At 66.6% G+C, this 17,784-nt stretch carries 16 protein-coding genes and 1 riboswitch; of the genes, 4 read left to right on the forward strand and 12 right to left on the reverse strand.

Features of this window, described 5'->3' with window-relative positions; genetic code table 11:
* Positions 1 to 34: 34 nt before the first annotated feature.
* The 5 genes from IDF66_RS09835 to IDF66_RS09855 all read right to left on the reverse strand — a co-directional run bounded on the left by IDF66_RS09835 (position 35) and on the right by IDF66_RS09855 (position 4,341).
* A complete protein-coding gene (locus IDF66_RS09835) occupies positions 35 to 910 on the reverse strand; it encodes an ABC transporter ATP-binding protein (RefSeq protein WP_190266706.1) in 876 nt (291 codons plus the stop codon).
* Positions 907 to 1,998, reverse strand: a complete 1,092-nt coding sequence (locus IDF66_RS09840) for a FecCD family ABC transporter permease (protein ID WP_190266707.1) — start codon at positions 1,996 to 1,998, stop codon at positions 907 to 909. The genes IDF66_RS09835 and IDF66_RS09840 overlap by 4 nt, the downstream gene beginning before the upstream one ends.
* Entirely contained in the window at positions 1,995 to 3,047 is a 1,053-nt protein-coding gene (locus IDF66_RS09845) for a FecCD family ABC transporter permease (RefSeq protein ID WP_317628649.1), read from the reverse strand. Before IDF66_RS09845 ends, IDF66_RS09840 begins: the two co-directional genes overlap by 4 nt.
* 73 nt (positions 3,048 to 3,120) lie before the next feature.
* Positions 3,121 to 3,906, reverse strand: coding sequence for a siderophore-interacting protein (locus IDF66_RS09850; RefSeq protein ID WP_190266708.1), 786 nt, complete (start codon positions 3,904 to 3,906; stop codon positions 3,121 to 3,123).
* An 87-nt stretch (positions 3,907 to 3,993) separates the two neighbouring features.
* Positions 3,994 to 4,341, reverse strand: a complete 348-nt coding sequence (locus IDF66_RS09855; protein ID WP_190266709.1) for a GNAT family N-acetyltransferase — start codon at positions 4,339 to 4,341, stop codon at positions 3,994 to 3,996.
* Positions 4,342 to 4,567: 226 nt separating this feature from the next.
* Positions 4,568 to 4,682: riboswitch (TPP riboswitch) on the forward strand.
* On the opposite strand from IDF66_RS09855, the gene thiC reads away from it, so the two are divergent.
* Positions 4,672 to 6,342: a phosphomethylpyrimidine synthase ThiC gene (gene thiC / locus IDF66_RS09860; RefSeq protein WP_190266710.1), complete on the forward strand. Its 1,671-nt coding sequence runs from the start codon at positions 4,672 to 4,674 to the stop codon at positions 6,340 to 6,342. It overlaps the preceding riboswitch by 11 nt.
* Complete coding sequence (thiD, locus tag IDF66_RS09865) at positions 6,339 to 7,193, forward strand: bifunctional hydroxymethylpyrimidine kinase/phosphomethylpyrimidine kinase (protein ID WP_190266711.1); 855 nt, start codon at positions 6,339 to 6,341, stop codon at positions 7,191 to 7,193. The genes thiC and thiD overlap by 4 nt, the downstream gene beginning before the upstream one ends.
* A 26-nt stretch (positions 7,194 to 7,219) precedes the next feature.
* On the opposite strand, the gene IDF66_RS09870 is transcribed toward thiD, so the two are convergent.
* From IDF66_RS09870 to IDF66_RS09885, 4 genes are read right to left on the reverse strand one after another with little or no spacing between them, the layout of a single operon-like run.
* Complete coding sequence (locus IDF66_RS09870; RefSeq protein ID WP_387998873.1) at positions 7,220 to 8,878, reverse strand: ABC transporter family substrate-binding protein; 1,659 nt, start codon at positions 8,876 to 8,878, stop codon at positions 7,220 to 7,222.
* Positions 8,875 to 10,986, reverse strand: coding sequence for a dipeptide ABC transporter ATP-binding protein (locus IDF66_RS09875; RefSeq protein WP_190266712.1), 2,112 nt, complete (start codon positions 10,984 to 10,986; stop codon positions 8,875 to 8,877). Before IDF66_RS09875 ends, IDF66_RS09870 begins: the two co-directional genes overlap by 4 nt.
* Positions 10,983 to 12,023, reverse strand: a complete 1,041-nt coding sequence (locus IDF66_RS09880) for an ABC transporter permease (RefSeq protein WP_190266713.1) — start codon at positions 12,021 to 12,023, stop codon at positions 10,983 to 10,985. Before IDF66_RS09880 ends, IDF66_RS09875 begins: the two co-directional genes overlap by 4 nt.
* 1 nt (position 12,024) lies before the next feature.
* The gene (locus IDF66_RS09885) at positions 12,025 to 13,008 is read right to left on the reverse strand and encodes an ABC transporter permease (protein WP_164308237.1); all 984 of its coding nucleotides are present in this window, start codon (positions 13,006 to 13,008) and stop codon (positions 12,025 to 12,027) included.
* 127 nt (positions 13,009 to 13,135) lie between these two features.
* On the opposite strand from IDF66_RS09885, the gene IDF66_RS09890 reads away from it, so the two are divergent.
* Positions 13,136 to 13,918, forward strand: a complete 783-nt coding sequence (locus IDF66_RS09890; protein ID WP_164308236.1) for an HAD-IIA family hydrolase — start codon at positions 13,136 to 13,138, stop codon at positions 13,916 to 13,918.
* Between the two features lie 142 nt (positions 13,919 to 14,060).
* On the opposite strand, the gene IDF66_RS09895 is transcribed toward IDF66_RS09890, so the two are convergent.
* From IDF66_RS09895 to egtB, 3 genes are all read right to left on the reverse strand, one after another.
* Positions 14,061 to 14,441: an SHOCT domain-containing protein gene (locus tag IDF66_RS09895; protein ID WP_164308235.1), complete on the reverse strand. Its 381-nt coding sequence runs from the start codon at positions 14,439 to 14,441 to the stop codon at positions 14,061 to 14,063.
* Between the two features lie 161 nt (positions 14,442 to 14,602).
* A complete protein-coding gene (gene egtD / locus IDF66_RS09900) occupies positions 14,603 to 15,559 on the reverse strand; it encodes an L-histidine N(alpha)-methyltransferase (RefSeq protein ID WP_190266714.1) in 957 nt (318 codons plus the stop codon).
* On the reverse strand, positions 15,556 to 16,812 hold the full coding sequence (gene egtB, locus IDF66_RS09905; RefSeq protein WP_190266715.1) for an ergothioneine biosynthesis protein EgtB: 1,257 nt from the start codon (positions 16,810 to 16,812) through the stop codon (positions 15,556 to 15,558). Before egtB ends, egtD begins: the two co-directional genes overlap by 4 nt.
* Before the next feature lie 227 nt (positions 16,813 to 17,039).
* Here egtB and IDF66_RS09910 point away from each other — a divergent pair, with 227 nt between their 5' ends.
* Complete coding sequence (locus tag IDF66_RS09910; RefSeq protein WP_190266716.1) at positions 17,040 to 17,777, forward strand: Clp protease N-terminal domain-containing protein; 738 nt, start codon at positions 17,040 to 17,042, stop codon at positions 17,775 to 17,777.
* The last annotated feature ends 7 nt before the right edge of the window (positions 17,778 to 17,784 follow it).

Here is a 17,784-nt window from a genome sequence, read left to right on the forward strand (position 1 = left end):
CGGATCTCCTCGGTCGGGTGTTCGGTTGCGGTCGTCACGATGTCGAGTCCCGCAGGATGGCGGTGTCGCCGGGCACGCGGTCGAACGAGACCGCACCGTCGCCGAGCGGGATCACCAGTGGTGTACCGGTCTCCGGATCCTCGATGATCCGGGACCGGACCCCGAAGGTCCGTTCGACCAAGTCGGCGTCGATCACCTCGGCGGGTGGGCCCTGCGCGATGATCTCGCCGCTGCGCATCGCGATGATGTGGGTCGCATAGCGGGCCGCCTGATTGAGGTCGTGCAGAACCGCGACGAGGGTCGTGCCACTCCGGTTCAACGTCGAACACAGCTCCAGCACCTCGATCTGGTGGGCGAGATCCAGATAGGTCGTCGGCTCGTCGAGCAGCAGGATGGGCGTTTGCTGGGCCAACGCCATCGCGATCCAGACCCGCTGCCGCTGGCCGCCCGACAGTGCCTGCACGGGCCGCTGGGACAGCTCGGTCAATCTCGTCACCTGCAGGGCGAAGTCGACTGCATCCTGGTCGGCGTCGGTCCACTGACGGAACATCGTCTGGTACGGAAACCTGCCGCGTGAGACCAGGTCGATGATCGTGATCCCCTCGGGTGCGATCGATTGCTGGGGCAGCAGCCCGACCTCACGGGCGAACTCCTTGCCGCCGAACTTCTTCACGTCCCGACCGTCGAGGAGAACGGAACCACTGTGCGGCGTGAGCAGACGCGACAGGGTCCGCAGGAGTGTCGACTTGCCGCAGGCATTCGGCCCGACGATCACGGTGAAGGACGAGTCGGGAATCACGACGTCCAGCCCGGCGAGGATGGTGCGTTCGTCGTAGCCGACATCCAGTCCGGCGCCGGTGAGCCTGTCGGTGACCCCACCCTCGACCGGGGACGCTGATTCGGTGGTCATGGCCTGGCCTTTCGTGACTGGGCGATGAGGAGCCCCAACAGGTAGATGCCTCCGATCGAGGTGGTCACGACGCCGACCGGGAGCTGCACCTCGGGTGCGAGGATCGTCCGGGCGATCGCATCACAGCTGACGAGCAGGACCGCACCGAAAGCGGCAGAGGTCACCAGCGGGATACCTGGACTCGGCGAGATCCGCGCGGCGAGCTGCGGGGCCACCAGCGCGACGAACGCGATGGGCCCGGCGACGGCGGTGATGACGGCTGCGAAACCGACTCCCAGGATCAGCAACAGGATCTGCGTGCGTGCCACGTCGACGCCCTTGCTCTGCGCGGAATCCGAGCCGAGTTCGAACATCCGCATCCGAGGCGCGACGACGATCAGGAAAGGGACGAGAACCGCCAGCGCGATCACGACCGGGATGGTGTCCGACATCTGCATGTCGTGCAGATCACCCATCCCCCACGAGGCCGCCGCTGCCGCGTTCTGCACGTCGGCCGTGGCGATCAGATAGCCGTTGAACGCGACCAGCATCGCGTTGATCCCGATCCCGACCACGATGAAACGGTAACCGCTTGTCCCACCACGCATCCCGAGGTAGTAAACGGCGACAGCGGTGACCAGCGCCCCGAGCATCGCACCGATCGTGGCGGTCCCGGAACCGCCGTGCATGACCAGCATCACGATCAGCGCGCCGGTATAGGCACCGGTGGTGAATCCGATGATGTCGGGGCTCCCCAACGGGTTTCGGGTGACGGTCTGGAAGATGGCCCCCGACAAGGCCAGCGAGGCGCCCCCGGCGAGGGCGATGATCACCGCAGGCAACGCCGCGGCCACCAGATCCGCGGGAGCTCCCGCGGTCTGTCCGGCCAACACCTGGAGTGTCGTACCGAACCCCAGGCTCGGGCTGTCGGTGGTGCTGACGCCGAGTGACCAGATGCCGACGAGCAGCGCGACCACCACCAGTACGACGGCGATCGCCAGCGCCGCCAGGTCCATTCGGACGCTGACGAACCGAGTGCGCACGAACGTGATCCGGCGCGGCCAGCGGGCCGGAGCGTTCGCCTGCGTGCCCTTCTGCTGCAAGGTCATTCGTCGACCACTCCCTTTCGGCGGACCAGCGCGATCAGGACCGGCGCACCGATGAAGGCGGTGACCATCCCGACCGGCAACTCGCTCGAGGTGGCCACGCGTGCGATCAGATCAGAACCCACCATCACGATCGGTCCGACGACCACGCACATGGGCAGCAGCCATCGGTTGTCCGGTCCGAACAGGATCCGGGCCACATGGGGGACCATGAGACCCACGAACGTGATCGGCCCCAACGCCGCGGTGGCCGCGCCACACAGGACGGTGACGATGACGAAGCCGGCCAGGCGGATCCGTCGGACCCCGATCCCCAGCGCACGCGCACGATCGTCGCCGAGTGCCAGCCCGTTGAGGTACGGGATCAGGAGCATCGACGCCACCGCACCGATGACGATCGGAATCCACACGATCGACACCTGATCCCAGTTGCGGCCGTCGAGCGTACCGACCTGCCAGGAACGGATGGTGTCGAAGGACTTCGGGTCGATCATGGTGAGACCGAAGCCCACACCGCTGAAGATGGAACCCGCGGCCACGCCCGTCAGGACCAGCTTCTCCGGGCTCGCACCGCTGATGCCGCGGGAGCCGACGAAGTACACCAGGGTGGCCGCCAGGAGCGCGCCAACCATGGCCGCGGCCATGTACCCGCCGGTGGTGGTGGTCCCGAACGCCACCGCCGCGACCACCATCGCGAAGTAGGCACCCGAGTTCACGCCGAGAATTCCCGGGTCCGCCAAGGGATTTCGGGTCAGTCCCTGCATGATCGCGCCTGCCGCGCCGAGAGCGATACCGACCAGCACCGCGAGCAGTGTTCGCGGCACCCGGTTGTTGCGGATCACCTCGAGCGTCGTCGGATCACCCTCGTCGAACAGCGCGCGCCATGCGTCGGCGACCGAGTAGTCACCGGAACCGATGAAGAAGCCGAGGAAGGTCAGCACCACCCCCACGGCGATCAGAAGGAGCAGCACCGCCACCCGCGACAGTGACCGGAGGCCCGACGACTTGGGCGCATGCGTAGACGCAGGCCGGTCCGCGGTGTCGACGGTCACGAGGGCCACCGTTCGTCGAGGAACTGTGTCACCCCACTATAAGTTAGGGCGCCCTTAAGTACCGGACATTCGTCTAGGACTCCGGCGCGCCCGCTCGCCAGTACGCCTGTGCCTTCACACCCGACTTGCCCAGTCTGTAATCGTTCTTGAACGAGCTCGACACGGCTCGGGTGGCCTTCATGTCCAGCGCGACCCAGCCGAAATGGCCCGTCGCGTCGAACGCCGCATCACGAACGGCCTCGACCAGGGCATCTCCACCGCGATCCCGTTTGATCCAGTTGATGGTGTCCTGGTCGCGAAGCCGCAACGGCAGCGACTTGTCGGACTCGTGCGCGTACTCGAACCAGACCGTGGCAGCGCTGGACGGATTCGCCGATGCGGAGATCGCGTCGAGCAGCGAGTTGATGGCAGGCAGCGCGGCAGTGTCCCCGGCTATCAGCCAGCCGGCCGGTGCGGGCTCCGGAATGGCGAACTTGGACCCCATGAACGTCGACGAGATCGTGTCCCCGGGTTCCGCGGCCGCAGCCCATCGGGTCGCCGCGCCGTCGTGGATCGCGAACTCGAGGTGGAACGAATCGGTCGCCGGGTCGGGGTCGACCAGGGTGTAGGCGCGCTGGTGCAGCTTGCCGTGCTTGTTCTCGAACCAGATCCGGACCCACATGGTCGGATGTACCGGACGGTCGCTCAGCAGGCCACCACCGGTGAACCCCAAACGGATGTACTCGTCGGTCACCTTCTCGTTGCTCGTGACCGTGAGCAGGTAGTCGTCAGCACCGAGCAGTTTGAGCACAGCCCCCTGCCAGCCACGCGACTTCGCCTTCGTCGACTCCGTCTGATTGAGATTGTCGAAATCGACCATCCGAACGACCCACTTCCCCTCGAGAACACTCCGCGTAGCCTCAGGCTAGCCTATGCTAACCCGGAATCCCCGGGTCCGGCCAGAAGATCACGCGGGCGCGAGTGGCACCAGCCCGGGATGGGCATCGAGGTAGCTCTTGGTGAACGAGCACACCGGCCGTAGTCGGGCACCTTGGGCGCGGACGTAGTCGACGGCACCGCGCATCAGACGCGTGCCGAGTCCGTGACCGGTGTATTCGTCGTAGAGGACGGTGTGCAGGATGGTGATCGTCCGTGTGCCGTTCACGACATCGGTGCTGTATCCGAGGACGCCGACCAGGTCGCCTGCCACCCACAGCTCGAACCGCTCCCGGACCGGGTTGTGCACGACCTGCGATATCTGTTGCAGGATTGCCTGCGCAGACTGCGGTGGCCGATATCGATGTTTCCGTTGCATGAGCCCCTCCGGCCATCACGAGACAACCCGATGACAGGACTCCCCTTCCCACCAGCGAGCTCGGGACCCGTTCTGTGATCCCGGTCACATACCCTACCCTACGATCCCGTAGGGAACAGGAAACGGCGAAGGTTTTTCGCGGTGGTGGGCATCCCATGGCGCGCGTGTGGGTGGTCGCCGCCGGCGATCGGCACGTAGGGTGTCGCATAGGCCGATCGGCCGCACAATTGCACAACGCGGGGGCTCCCACGATCACCGGGGGCTGAGATGGCGACGGGCGGTCGCCGACCGCCCGAACCTGTCCGGATAATGCCGGCGTAGGGAGCCATCATGGGGACACCTGTATCCGAATCCGTCGTGACCACCGGTCCGATCGAGGGCAGCCGCAAGCACTATCGTGAACTCGATCACCTGCGGATTCCCCAGCGACGCATCGAACTCACCAATGGTGAGCACCTGGACGTCTACGACACGTCCGGCCCGTACACCGACACGAACGCGACGATCGACGTCGAGCGCGGACTGCCCCCCACCCGGGATTCCTGGCACCGTCCGGCCGCGATCGACGGTGCGTCGACGCAGCTCGCGTGGGCACGTGCAGGCATCGTCACCGACGAGATGCGGTTCATCGCCGCGCGCGAAGGCGTCGACGAGGAACTCGTCCGTCACGAGGTCGCCGTCGGCCGGGCCGTGATCCCGGCCAACCATCGTCATCCGGAATCCGAGCCGATGATCATCGGCAAGGCGTTCGCCGTGAAGGTCAACGCCAACATCGGCAACTCCGCGGTCACCAGCTCCGTCGCCGCGGAGGTCGAGAAGATGGTGTGGGCGTCGCGCTGGGGCGCCGACACGATCATGGACCTGTCCACCGGCAAGGACATCCACATGACCCGCGAGTGGATCCTGCGGAACTCGCCGGTCCCGGTGGGCACCGTTCCGATCTACCAGGCCCTCGAGAAAGTCAATGGCGACCCCACGGAGCTGACCTGGGAGATCTACCGCGACACCGTGATCGAGCAGGCCGAACAGGGCGTCGACTACATGACCGTGCACGCGGGGGTCCTGCTGCGTTACGTGCCGCTGACCGCACGCAGGGTCACCGGCATCGTCTCGCGCGGCGGATCGATCATGGCGGCCTGGTGCCTCGCGCATCACGAGGAGTCGTTCCTCTACACCCACTACGACGAGCTGTGTGAGATCTTCCGACGCTACGACATCACGTTCTCCCTGGGCGACGGTCTGCGGCCGGGATCGATCGCCGACGCCAACGACGAGGCGCAGTTCGCCGAGCTCCGGACCCTCGGCGAACTGACCAAGATCGCGAAATCACATGGCGTGCAGGTGATGATCGAGGGCCCCGGCCATGTCCCGATGCACAAGATCGCGGAGAACGTGCGCCTCGAGGAAGAGCTCTGCGAGGAGGCACCGTTCTACACGCTCGGTCCGCTGGCGACCGACATCGCGCCCGCCTACGACCACATCACCTCGGCCATCGGCGCAGCGCTCATCGCGCAGGCCGGAACCGCGATGCTGTGTTACGTCACGCCGAAGGAGCATTTGGGACTACCTGATCGCGACGACGTGAAGGTCGGTGTGATCACCTACAAGATCGCCGCCCACTCCGCCGACCTCGCCAAGGGCCATCCCGGAGCGCAGGAGCGTGACGACGCGTTGTCGAAGGCACGCTTCGAGTTCCGTTGGGTCGATCAGTTCAACCTCGCGCTCGACCCGGACACCGCCCGCGAGTACCACGACGAGACGATGCCGGCCGAGCCGGCCAAGACGGCTCACTTCTGCTCGATGTGTGGACCGAAATTCTGCTCGATGCGGATCTCCGCGGACGTCCGCACCTATGCCGAGGAGAACGGACTCGTGACGGCCGAGGACATCGACCGCACGATCGCCGAGGAGATGGCCGCGAAGTCGGCCGAATTCGTCGAGGCAGGAAAACACGTCTACCTGCCGCTCGAGGCGACGACCAGAGGTTCTGCCGCCCGATGAGCGAGGATCTCGGACTGCCGACCGCCGCACCGGGTGTCACACCGGCACGCGTCCTGACGATCGCGGGGTCGGACTCGGGCGGCGGTGCCGGCATCCAGGCCGATATGCGCACCTTCGCGTTGCTCGGCCTGCACGCGTGTGTGGCGGTGACCGCGGTGACCGTCCAGAACTCGTTGGGCGTCCAGGGATTTCAGGAGATCGAACCGGAGACGGTTGCCGCGCAGATGCACAGCGTGGTCGCCGACATCGGGGTCGGGGCGGCCAAGACCGGCATGCTCGCGTCGGCGCCGATCATCGAGGCCGTGGCCGGCGCATGCATCGACCTGGGCATCGGACGCGACAGCGGTGTCCCACTCGTCGTCGACCCGGTGTGTGCATCGATGCACGGCGATCCGCTGCTGGCCACCGAAGCCCTGGACACGTTGCGGTCCAAGCTGATCCCGCTGGCCACGGTCGTCACGCCGAACCTCGACGAGGTCCGGCTGATCACCGCGATCGACGTGGTCGACGCGACGTCCCAACGCGCGGCAGCCCACGCCCTGCACGACCTCGGAGTGCAGTGGGCGCTGGTGAAGGGCGGACACCTGCGATCGTCCGAGCAGAGTCCCGACCTGCTGTTCGACGGCGACGAGTTCCATGAGTTCGTCCACCCGAGGATCGCCACCGCCCACGATCACGGCGCTGGCGACACCCTGGCTGCAGCCATCGCGAGCGCACTCGCCCACGGCTATTCGGTCCCCGACGCCGTGTCGTTCGCCAAGCGATGGGTCACCCGCGGGCTCGAGTCCGCCTACCCTCTCGGCGCCGGGCACGGTCCGGTGAACCCGCTCTGGCGGGTCGCCCGCCCCTGACCGCCCGCCCCGCCGGGTGGGCGGCACTACTTCTGCCAGCCCACGTCCTCCACCGGACCGATGTAGAACTGTCCGGCGCCGTAATTGGCGAGCTTCTCCTTGACCGCGATCATGGCCGGGCCGTTGAACAATGGTAGATCGGAGTACTGGCCGAATGCCTGCCGTTCCACCTTGTTGCCTGCGGAGATCTGTGCCATCGGCTCCGGGATCCGTGCCACCCGAGCGATCTCGGCATCGAGTTCCGGGGACCCGGCGCCAGCCTTGTTCAGCTGCGATCCCTCGCACCAGGTCTGGCAGAGATAGGCCATCCCGAACGGATCACTGGACGAAAATGCTATCAGGAACAGGTCGAATTCCTTGTTGACGACGACCTTCGAGAAGTCCGACGACGGTCGCTGGGAGATCACCACATCCACCCCGATCTGTTTGAGGATGGCCTGAAACGCACGGCCCAGATTCTGGATGGCAGGCGAGTCGGAGAGGATCGGCAGCGTCAACGACAGTCGCCTGCCGTCTTTCACCCGGATGCCGTCGTCGTCATCCCCGACGTGCCAGCCTGCGTCATCGAGGAGCCTGCGTGCGCGGTCGGGGTCGTAGTCGATGACGCCCTTGACGTTGTCCTCGTAGCCGGGCTGGAACGAGTACATCTGTAACGATCCGGGCAGTGGCTCGGTGTAGTTGAGCCCGGTGAATCGGATGCGTGCCAACGTGTTCCGGTCGACACCGCGAAGCACGGCCTCGCGTACGCGCCGGTCTGCCAGGATCGGCGTGTCCAGGTTGACCACCAGCAGTGACTGCTGCGGTGAGGCCGCTGTCCGAATCGTGACGCCACCCATCGTGATCACCTGTGCGCGGGAGTCCTTGCTGCCGACCCCGATCGCATCGAGTTCGCCGTTTCGAAAGGCATTGATGGCGGCCTGGTCCTCCAGTTGCCGGAACACCCGCCGATCGAGTTTGCCGGGGTTGCCCCACCAGTGCGGATTGCGCTTGAAGATGACGACGCCTGCATTCGGATCGTACGAATCGATGGTGTACGGCCCGGCACCCCATTCCGGGTGCGGGTTCTGCAGGTATGTGCGGTTGTAGAGATCGGCGGTGTTCACCTTCGGGTTCAGCAAGTAGTTGAACAGCCCGTCCGGCCACGCCCAGACTCCCTTGAACCGGACCACCGCCTGCCGATCGTCGACTCCCCTGGTGACCGAATCGATCTGGTCGTAGCCATCGGTGGAACTGACGGCGTAATTCGGATCGGTGCCGTTGCTCGAGCGCCAGGTGTTCACGAAGGAGCGATAGTCGATCGGGGCGCCGTCGTTGTAGCGGGCCTTCGGGTTGATGGTGTAGGTGACCACGGTCTTGCCGTCCACCAGTTCCTTGCGGACGTCGGTCAGGTAATCGCGGTTGAACGAGTAGGTGCCGTCGGGCGCGAAGTAGGCCAGGGTCGGGTTGTACCACCGCCAGAGCAGCAGGGTGTAGGCGGAGCCGTCGGCCTGGAAGGTGTTCCATTGCGGACTCACCTCGGTGATCGCGGTGGTGAGGCTCCCGCCGTCCCTGACATTCTCCCGCGGTTGCGGATTGAGGTCGGCACCGGTCGTCGAGATCGCCGAGTCGCCCAGTTGCACACCACATCCGACGAGACTCACGATCGTCAGGGAGATCACGAGCATCGACACGACGATCCTCTTCACGGCGCCTCCTGCGACATCGGCATCCGATCGGTGAAATGGCAGGCCGCACGGTGGTCGGTGCCCGCACCGGCGAGGGCGGGCTCCTGCTCCCGACACCGGGATTGCTCGGACTCACCGAGAGTGGGATACAGCGGGCACCGGCCCGCGAACGCACAGCCGACGATCTCGGCGGTGGGACTCGGCTGCTCGCCGCGCAGCAGGATCGGGGTGCGGGCCCGCTCGGCGCGTGGGTCCGGGATCGGGACGGCCGACAACAGCGCCTGCGTGTACGGGTGTCTCGGTTCGTCGAACACGGCGGCGGTCGGACCGACCTCGACGAACCGGCCGAGATACATCACCGCAACCCGGTCCGCCATATGACGAACCACCGAGAGATCGTGTGCCACCACGAGATACGCGACGTCCCCGTCGGCCTGCAGTCGACGGATGAGATTGACGACGTCAGCCTGCACCGAGACGTCGAGCGCCGAGAGCGGCTCGTCGAGGATGATCAGTTTGGGATCGGTCGCCAGTGCTCGCGCGATGGCGAGGCGCTGACGCTGGCCACCCGAGAATGCCGACGGATATCGGTCCGCGTGCGCCGGATCGAGTCCGACCCGGCGCAGCAGTCCCCCGACTCGGTCCTCGGTGTCCTGTTTGGACAGACCCAGTGCGCGCAAGGGTTCTCCGACGACGTCGAAGGCGGTGAAGCGTGGGTCGAGCGCTTCCGACGGGTCCTGGAAGACGATCGCCATCTCGCGACGCAGGACCCGGGCCCGTCGTCGGGACAGTTCGGCCGGGTCGGTGCCGGACAGTCGGACGACGCCTGGCGGCTGCCCGAAATCCATCACCTCGAGCAGTGTGGTGGATTTTCCGCTGCCCGACTCGCCGACGATCGCCATGGTCTCACCGCGGCGGATGTCGAAGGAGACCCCGTCCACGGCCCGTACCGTCCCGACCCGGCGCTTCATGATCCCGCTGGTGAGCGGGAACTCCTTGCGCAGGCCGGCCACTTCGAGGATCACCGGCCGGTCCTCGCTGTCCGGCGTGGGCGCTCCGCGGGTACCGACGACGGGTTCGCCGTAGACGGGATGTCCGTCGATGGTGGCGTCATCGCCGATCTCGGTTGCCCGGACACACGCCGCCGCATGTGCCCCCGCCCCGGACACCTCATCGTCCCTACCGACAGGTGTCAATTCCGGTTCGTGCTGCAGACATTCGTCGATCACGATCGGACAGCGCGGGGCGAACTGGCAGGCCGACGGCGGATCGATCAGTACCGGCGGGGTGCCCGGGATCGGTGTGAGCGATTGGGCGATCCGGTCGACCCGTGGTACCGCACCGAGCAACCCGATGGTGTACGGCATCCGTGGCCCGTCGAAAAGCGGTTCCGCAGCGGCGCGTTCGACGGCCCGACCGCCGTACATCACCACCACGTCGTCGGCGGCACCGGCCACCACTCCGAGGTCGTGGGTGATGAGCACGATGGCCGCACCGGTCTCGGCCTGCGCGGTCCGCAGCAAGGACATGATCTGCGCCTGGATGGTCACATCGAGCGCGGTGGTCGGTTCGTCGGCGACGATCACCGCGGGTTCGTTCGCGATGGCCATCGCGATCATCACGCGCTGGCGCATCCCACCAGACAGCTCGTGCGGGAACGCCTTGACCCGTCGAGCCGGGTCCGGGATGCCGACGAGATCGAGCAGTTCGACCGCCCGTGCCATCGCTGCCTTGTTTCCGATGTCCCGATGCGCCGTGAGGGCCTCGACGATCTGGGCACCGACGGTGAACACGGGCGTCAGCGACGAGAGCGGGTCCTGGAAGATCATCGAGATCTCCCGCCCCCGGACCGTCGACATCTGCTTGTCGTCCAGCCCGAGCAGTTCACGTCCGTCCAGTGCGACCGATCCACTCACCACCGCGGAATCCGGGAGAAGTCCCAGGATCGCCAACGCGGACACCGATTTCCCGGAGCCCGACTCGCCGACCACTGCAAGCGTGGACGACGCAGACACATCGAACGAGAGGCCGCGGACCGCATCGACCCGGCCTGCCTCGGAGCCGAAGGACACCCGCAGATCCCGCACGGACAGCACGGGTGCGGTTGCGCGGTCCGTCGAGATGCTCATGCGCGGGCCCCCGATCCGGACGTCGGATCCAAGGCGTCGCGCAGTCCGTCGGCGATCAGCGCCAACGAGACGGTCAGCAAGGTCAGCACCGCGGCGGGGAAGTAGAACAGCCAGGGCGATGCGAACAGCGCTCCGGTGCCGGACTGGAGCAGGGCGCCGAGGGTGACGTCGGGGATCTTCACGCCGAGGCCGAGGAACGACAGACCGGTCTCGGCGAGGACCGTCGCCACCACGCCGAGCGCGAAGTTGATCACCAGCAACGAGGCGAGGTTGGGCAGGATGTGGCGGGCGACGATCGTGAGGGGCGGCTCCCCCAGATACCGTGCGGCCGAGACGTAATCACGCTCCCGGATCGACTGCGCCATGGAATGGATGATGCGCGCCAACATCATCCAGCCCGTCAGGGTGAGGACCACGATGAGCCAACGCCAGTCACCGCCGGTCTTGTTGGAGATCAGCGCGAGGATCAGGAAGGTCGGCACCACCAGAAGCAGATAGATGACGCCCAGGATGACCCGCTGCACCCAGCCACCGAAATAGGCGGCGAGCGCACCGACGAACGCGGCGATCACCGTGGTGCCCAACGAGACCGACAGAGCGATGACGAGTGAGCGTTGCAGGCCGTGCACGACCTGCGCGTACAGGTCGTTACCCGCGTCGTTGGTGCCGAACCAGTGCCCGGACGACGGCGGGAACCCGATGGCCAGGAAATCGGTGTCGGTGTAGGAGTACGTGCTGAACAGTCCGCCGAAGAGCGCGAAGCAGACCAGGATCACGAAGATCACCAGGCCGACCAGCGCCGAACGATGACGCGCGAACCGTCGCGCGATGAGTCCGGCGCGGCCCAGTCGCCTGCGGGCGATCGGCGTCTGCATGCTGTCCTCGACCGGACCGACACCGTCGGCGAGCAACCCACCCGTCTCACCCATGATGGGCGCGGTGGCCGTCGGGTCATGAGCGTTCCCGTCGCGGAAGCGTTTCGAATCGGGGTCACGGGGCCGGTCGTTGCGCGACGGTTCCGGAGGCATCATCACCATGTCAGGTCACCCGCACTCGTGGATCGAGGTAGACCACCGCCAGATCGGCGAGGATCGCGCCGACGGCGGTGGCCAGGGCACCGAAGGCGGCCACGGCCACGGCCCCGTACACGTCGTTGGTGTTGATGGACGTGACGAAGTATCGACCCATCCCCTCCCACCCGAAGATCGTCTCGGTGATGACGGCGCCGGTGAAGACCGCCGGGATCGCGAAGGCCACTCCGACGGCCACCGGGATGATCGCGGTACGCAACGCATGTCGTCGCACCGCGACGCCGCGCGTCAACCCCTTGGCGCGGGCGGTTCGGACATAGTCCGCATCGATGGTGTCGAGCAGCAGCGAGCGCTGCATGAGGTGCAGGCCCGCATACTGCACCGCGACCAGCGTGATCGTCGGCAGGATCAGGTGTTTGATCCGGTCGGCCAGCACCGGGAAGAACCCGTGGACGTCGATGCTCGACGATCCCGCCACGTACACCACCGTGTGGCCCACCCGCTGATTGATCGCGATGCCGAGTAGCACCACCGCGAGGCCGGCCACCGCGACGGGGATGTTGATCATCACGATCGAGACCAGTTGCCAAGCGCGGTCGGCCAATCGGTAGTGACGCAGTGCCGTGTAGACGCCGAGCGCGATGCCCAGCAGCGTCGCCAGCACAGTGGCCGCGGCGAGCAGCTGCACCGACGACCAGATCCGGAAGCCCACCTGCGCGTTGACGCTGGTGCCGACCGGCGTGGAACCCCAGTCCCAGTGCAGCAGGATGCCGGTCAGCCAGGTCCACCATCGCTCGAGCACGGGCGTCTTGTCGTTGAGGTTGTACCCCGTCAGCGTGTTGTCCACGACCTCGGGAGGCAGCGGAGGTTTGCGCTCGGCATAGTTCGACCGCGGATCGAGGAACCAGGTCGCCAGGAAGAACGTGAGGTTGGTCGCCACGAAGACAAGGACCGCCCAGGCGGCGATGCGCTTGCACAGATATCCGATCACCTACGACCTCTGACTCCGACTGTCCCGGCCGGGGCTGAATCGGCCGCAGTCGACCCATTGTGTCAGCGCGACGGCCGATTCGCCGGGTTCCGCGCGGCGCGGTGTTCAGCGCGTCCATAATCGGGCCATGGCCTGGAACTACCTCATGGACATGGACGGCGTGCTCACCAGCGAGGAGCACCTGATCCCCGGTGCCGACGCGTTTCTCGCCGAACTGACCTCCAACGGCACACCGTTCACCGTGCTCACCAACAACTCCATCCGCACGCCACGGGATCTGCGGGCCCGCCTGCTCCGCATCGGTCTCGACATCCCGGAATCGGCCATCTGGACGTCGGCGCTGGCCACCGCGCGATTCCTCGACTCGCAACGTCCGGGCGGCTCGGCCTACGTCGTCGGCGAGTCCGGCCTCACCACCGCACTCCACGAGATCGGCTACGTGATCACCGATTCGGACCCCGATTATGTGGTCCTCGGCGAGACGCGCACCTATTCGTTCGAAGCCATCACGACCGCGATCCGCCTCGTCGAGCGAGGCGCGCGGTTCATCGCCACCAACCCGGATGCCACGGGTCCGTCCACGAGCGGGTCGCTCCCGGCGACCGGTGCGGTGGCAGCCCTGATCAGCCGGGCCACCGGGCGCGACCCCTACTACGTCGGCAAACCCAATCCGCTGATGATGCGGTCGGCGCTGCGGCAGATGGGCGCTCATTCCGAGCACACGTTGATGATCGGCGACCGGATGGACACCGACGTCATCGCCGGGATGGAAGCCGGTCTCCAGACGCTGCTGGTGCTGTCGGGCATCTCCACGCCGGCGTCGGTGGAGCTCTACCCCTACCGCCCGACCGAGGTGATCGGCTCGGTGGCCGATCTGGTCGGCCGCACCCAGGATCCGTTCCGCAGCTGACCGCGACGGGATAGACGCCGACAGCAACCCCGAATACGCCGACAGCACCCCCACTCCGACAGGAGTGCGGGTGCTGTCGACGAGCAATCGGGCTCTCGCGGCGTGAACTCGAGGAATCCGTCAGCCGGAGGCCGTCCTCAGATCAGGCGAGTGCCTTGGCCTTCAGGGCCTCGAACTCCTCCTGGGTGATGGTCCCGGCGTCGAGCAATGCCTTGGCGTCAGCGATGTGATCGGCCGGGCTCTTGCCTGCGACCGACTGGATGTAACTGTCGGTGGCCTGCTTGGCTTCCTGGGCCGCCTCGCCCTGGCGTTCGGCCATGCCGCGGCCCTTGGCGAGGAGATACACGATCGAGGTGATGTACGGCAGGATGATCAGGAAGACCACCCAGATGGCCTTCGCCCAGCCGGACGCCTTCTTGTCGCGGAACAGGTCGGTGATGATGAACCAGAGGACGATCAGGTAGGCGACGAACGCGAAGATGACGATCGTGTACCAGATGAAGTCCCAGAACGAGTCCCACATGGGAAATGCTCCTTGCATGTCAATTCCGGCCCGACGGGGATCGCCGGGCCGACAAAAGCTTCTCACAGCCCGTACTCAGGGGCACGGCTTGACGAGGATTCGCTCACCCCGAGTCGGGGCTTGCGGACGCCGACGGCGCGGCAGCGCCGTGCCCAGCGGCCTCACCGACGGCTGAGCGTCACCTGGAAGTCTCCCGCGTCGTCGGTCCACGACTTCACCACGTCGAGGCCCGCGGCCGCGAGTTCGTCGGCGAGATCCCCCGGGTCGAACTTCGTGCTGATCTCGGTCAGCACGTCCGCGCCCCGCGGTAGCCGCCACCGCCGGTCCAGCGCAGCGAAATACACGTCGATGTCGCGGCGCGCCCGGAGCCACATCTCGATGCGGTGGCGGGCGGGATTCCACCGCGCGATGTGATCGAAGTCGTCGACGTAGAGCCCCTGCGCGTCGAGTCCGGTACGCAGCACCTCGATCATGTTGCGATTGAAATCGGCGGTCACCCCGGCCTTGTCGTTGTACGCCGCGACGAGTCGGCCGGTGTCCTTGATGAGATCGGCACCGAGCAGGAAGTAGTCACCGGGCGCCAGCGCATCCGCAAGCGTGCGGAGGAATGCCGCACGCTCGGCCACGTCGAAGTTGCCGATGGTCCCGCCGAGGAAGACGGCGATTCGCGGTCCGGCGGCGGCCGGCAACGTGAGATCCGGACTCGTGAAATCGGCGACCATGGGTTCGACGCCGATGTCCGGATAGTCGAGGGCCAGTTCGGCCGACGACGACTCGAGGATCTCGGTGCTGACGTCGAGCGGCACGTACGTGAACGGCCGTCCTGCGGAGCTGGCCCGCTCGGCGAAGGCGCGCAACAGCAGTCGGGTCTTGGTCGAGGTTCCGGAACCGAACTCGACCATCATGGCCGCATCCGTCACCGCCGCGATATCGGCACTGCCCGCCCTCAGGATCGCGGTCTCCCGACGGGTCGGATAGTACTCGGGTACTCGGGTGATCTCGTCGAACAGCAGGCTCCCGCGCTCGTCGTAGAGCCACTTCGTCGGGAGGGTCGGCGGATCGGCCCACAGGCCTGCCACGGCGTCGACGGCAAGTGCGTCGTCGATGCTGACGGTCATCGGGCCAGCCGCAGGCCGGAGAACGCCCACCGGGCAGGGGCCGGAAAGAAGTTCCGGTAGGTCACCCGCTCGTGGCCCGACGGCGTCACCGCGCTCGCGCCACGAAGGACATGCTGATCGCACATGAACTTCCCGTTGTACTCACCCACCGCGCCGTTGGCCGGGACGAAGCCCGGATACGGCAGGTACGCGCTGGCGGTCCATTCCCAGACGTCACCGACCATCGACGTCGCCGCCCGGCCCGGATGGCATCGCGCCGGATCGAGCAGTTGTCCGCGCGCCTCACCCGCGGTGGCCGCAGCTGCCTCCCACTCGAACTCGGTTGGCAGGCGCGCACCCGCCCACCGGGCGTAGGCGTCGGCCTCGTAGAACGAGACGTGTACGACCGGCTCGTCGAGCGCCAGACGACGACGGCCGGACAGCGTGAACGTGGTCCACTCGCCGTCGCTGTACTGCCAATACTCCGGTGCTTGCCAACCGGTTTCGTGGATGTGTGCCCAGCCGTCGGACAGCCACAGCTCGGGTCGGCGATACCCGTCGTCGGCCATGAACTCGAGCCACTCGGCATTGGTCACCGCTCGTTCGGCGATCTCGAAATCCTCCAGGAAGACGCGGTGGCGCGGGCCCTCGTTGTCGTAGGCGAACGCTGCGTCGGGTCCTCGGTGGGCGCCGATCTCGGTGATCCCGCCGCTCAGTGACCGCCATGTGAGGGGTTCGGAGACCTCGGCGTCATCGGCCTCGCGATCGACGTAGGCGGGCGCGAAGGCGTGTGTGGAGAACAGATGCTTGATGTCCATCAGCAACAGTTCCTGGTGCTGTTGCTCGTGGTTGCACCCGAGCTCGACCAACGCGAGCAGGTCGTCGTCGAGGGCGCCGCGCTCGAGCGCGTCGACCATCGCACTGTCGACGTATTCGCGGTAGTGGGCGATGTCGGCGACGCCGGGACGCGTCACCAATCCACGCTCCGGACGCGGATGCCGGGCACCGACCGCCTCGTAATAGCTGTTGAACAGGTACCGGTAGGTCTCGTCGTACACCGCGTACGACGGGTCGGCGCGGAGGATGAACTCTTCGAAGAACCACGTCACGTGGGCGCGGTGCCATTTGGCCGGACTGGCGTCGGTCATCGACTGCGGCGTCTGGTCCTCGGCGGACAAATTCGCGGTCAAGGTGTCGGTCAGAGCACGGACATCGAGGAATCTGCCGGCCTGGGTCGGCGTAGACGTCGGTGTCACACGATTGGTGATGCTCACTGGTACCTCCCGTATGTCTGTGTGCCCCGGCACCTATTCGACCGGGAGGACGGGCAACCCTGGCATCCATCGTTGCGACGGTGTGCGCCGCTGTCAACGACGATGCCGGGACCGAAGCCCATCGCATCACATGGCACCGACAAGTTCGGGCCACCGGGATGGACCGCGACCGCATTCATCGTCAACTCAAGGTTGACCCGGTGTGCTCGTCAACCTAGTGTTGACGCATGCCGAAACCAGAGAAGCCCATCGTCCTGCAGAACACCCGCCTCGACGACCTGATCGCAGGCATCCGGACCGTGCACGACGATCCGCTCGACCAGCTCGCCTCCGCCGTCGTCACCGCCGAACACCTCGGCGAGGTCGCCGATCATCTGATCGGACACTTCGTCGACCAGGCCCGCCGCGCCGGGGCGTCGTGGACCGAGATCGGGTCGAGCATGGGCGTCAGCAAGCAGGCCGCGCAGAAGCGGTTCGTCCCGCGCACCCCGGATACACCGCTCTCCGAGGAGTCGAACCCGTTCGGGCGCTTCACCCCTCGAGCCCGGAACGTGGTGGCCGAGGCCAACAACCTCGCCATCGGCGAGTACAGCGAGTCCGTGACCCCGGAACACCTCGCCCGCGGCCTGGCCGTCGCGCCCGAGTCGGTGGCCGACCTGACACTGCGTGCGCAGGGCGTCGAACTGACGGAACTGGCCGCTGCGTGCACGCCGGAGACCCCGGCCGCGGGGCAGACCGACGGCGACCGGAAGTCACTCGTACCGTTCGACGAGCGGTCCAAGGCCGTGCTCGAGACGACGGTCGGCATCGCGCTGGAGATGGGCCACAACTATGTCGGCACCGAGCATCTCCTGCTGGCGCTGTTCACGGACCCGCCGGTCGCCGGCACCCTGCGATCACTCGGCGTCGGGGTCGAGCCGGCGCGGACCTTCATCCAGGAGACCCTCGCCGAGTTCACGAAGTGAACCGGTG

The sequence above is a fragment of the Gordonia hankookensis genome, assembly GCF_014673215.1.
GTDB lineage: Bacteria > Actinomycetota > Actinomycetes > Mycobacteriales > Mycobacteriaceae > Gordonia > Gordonia hankookensis.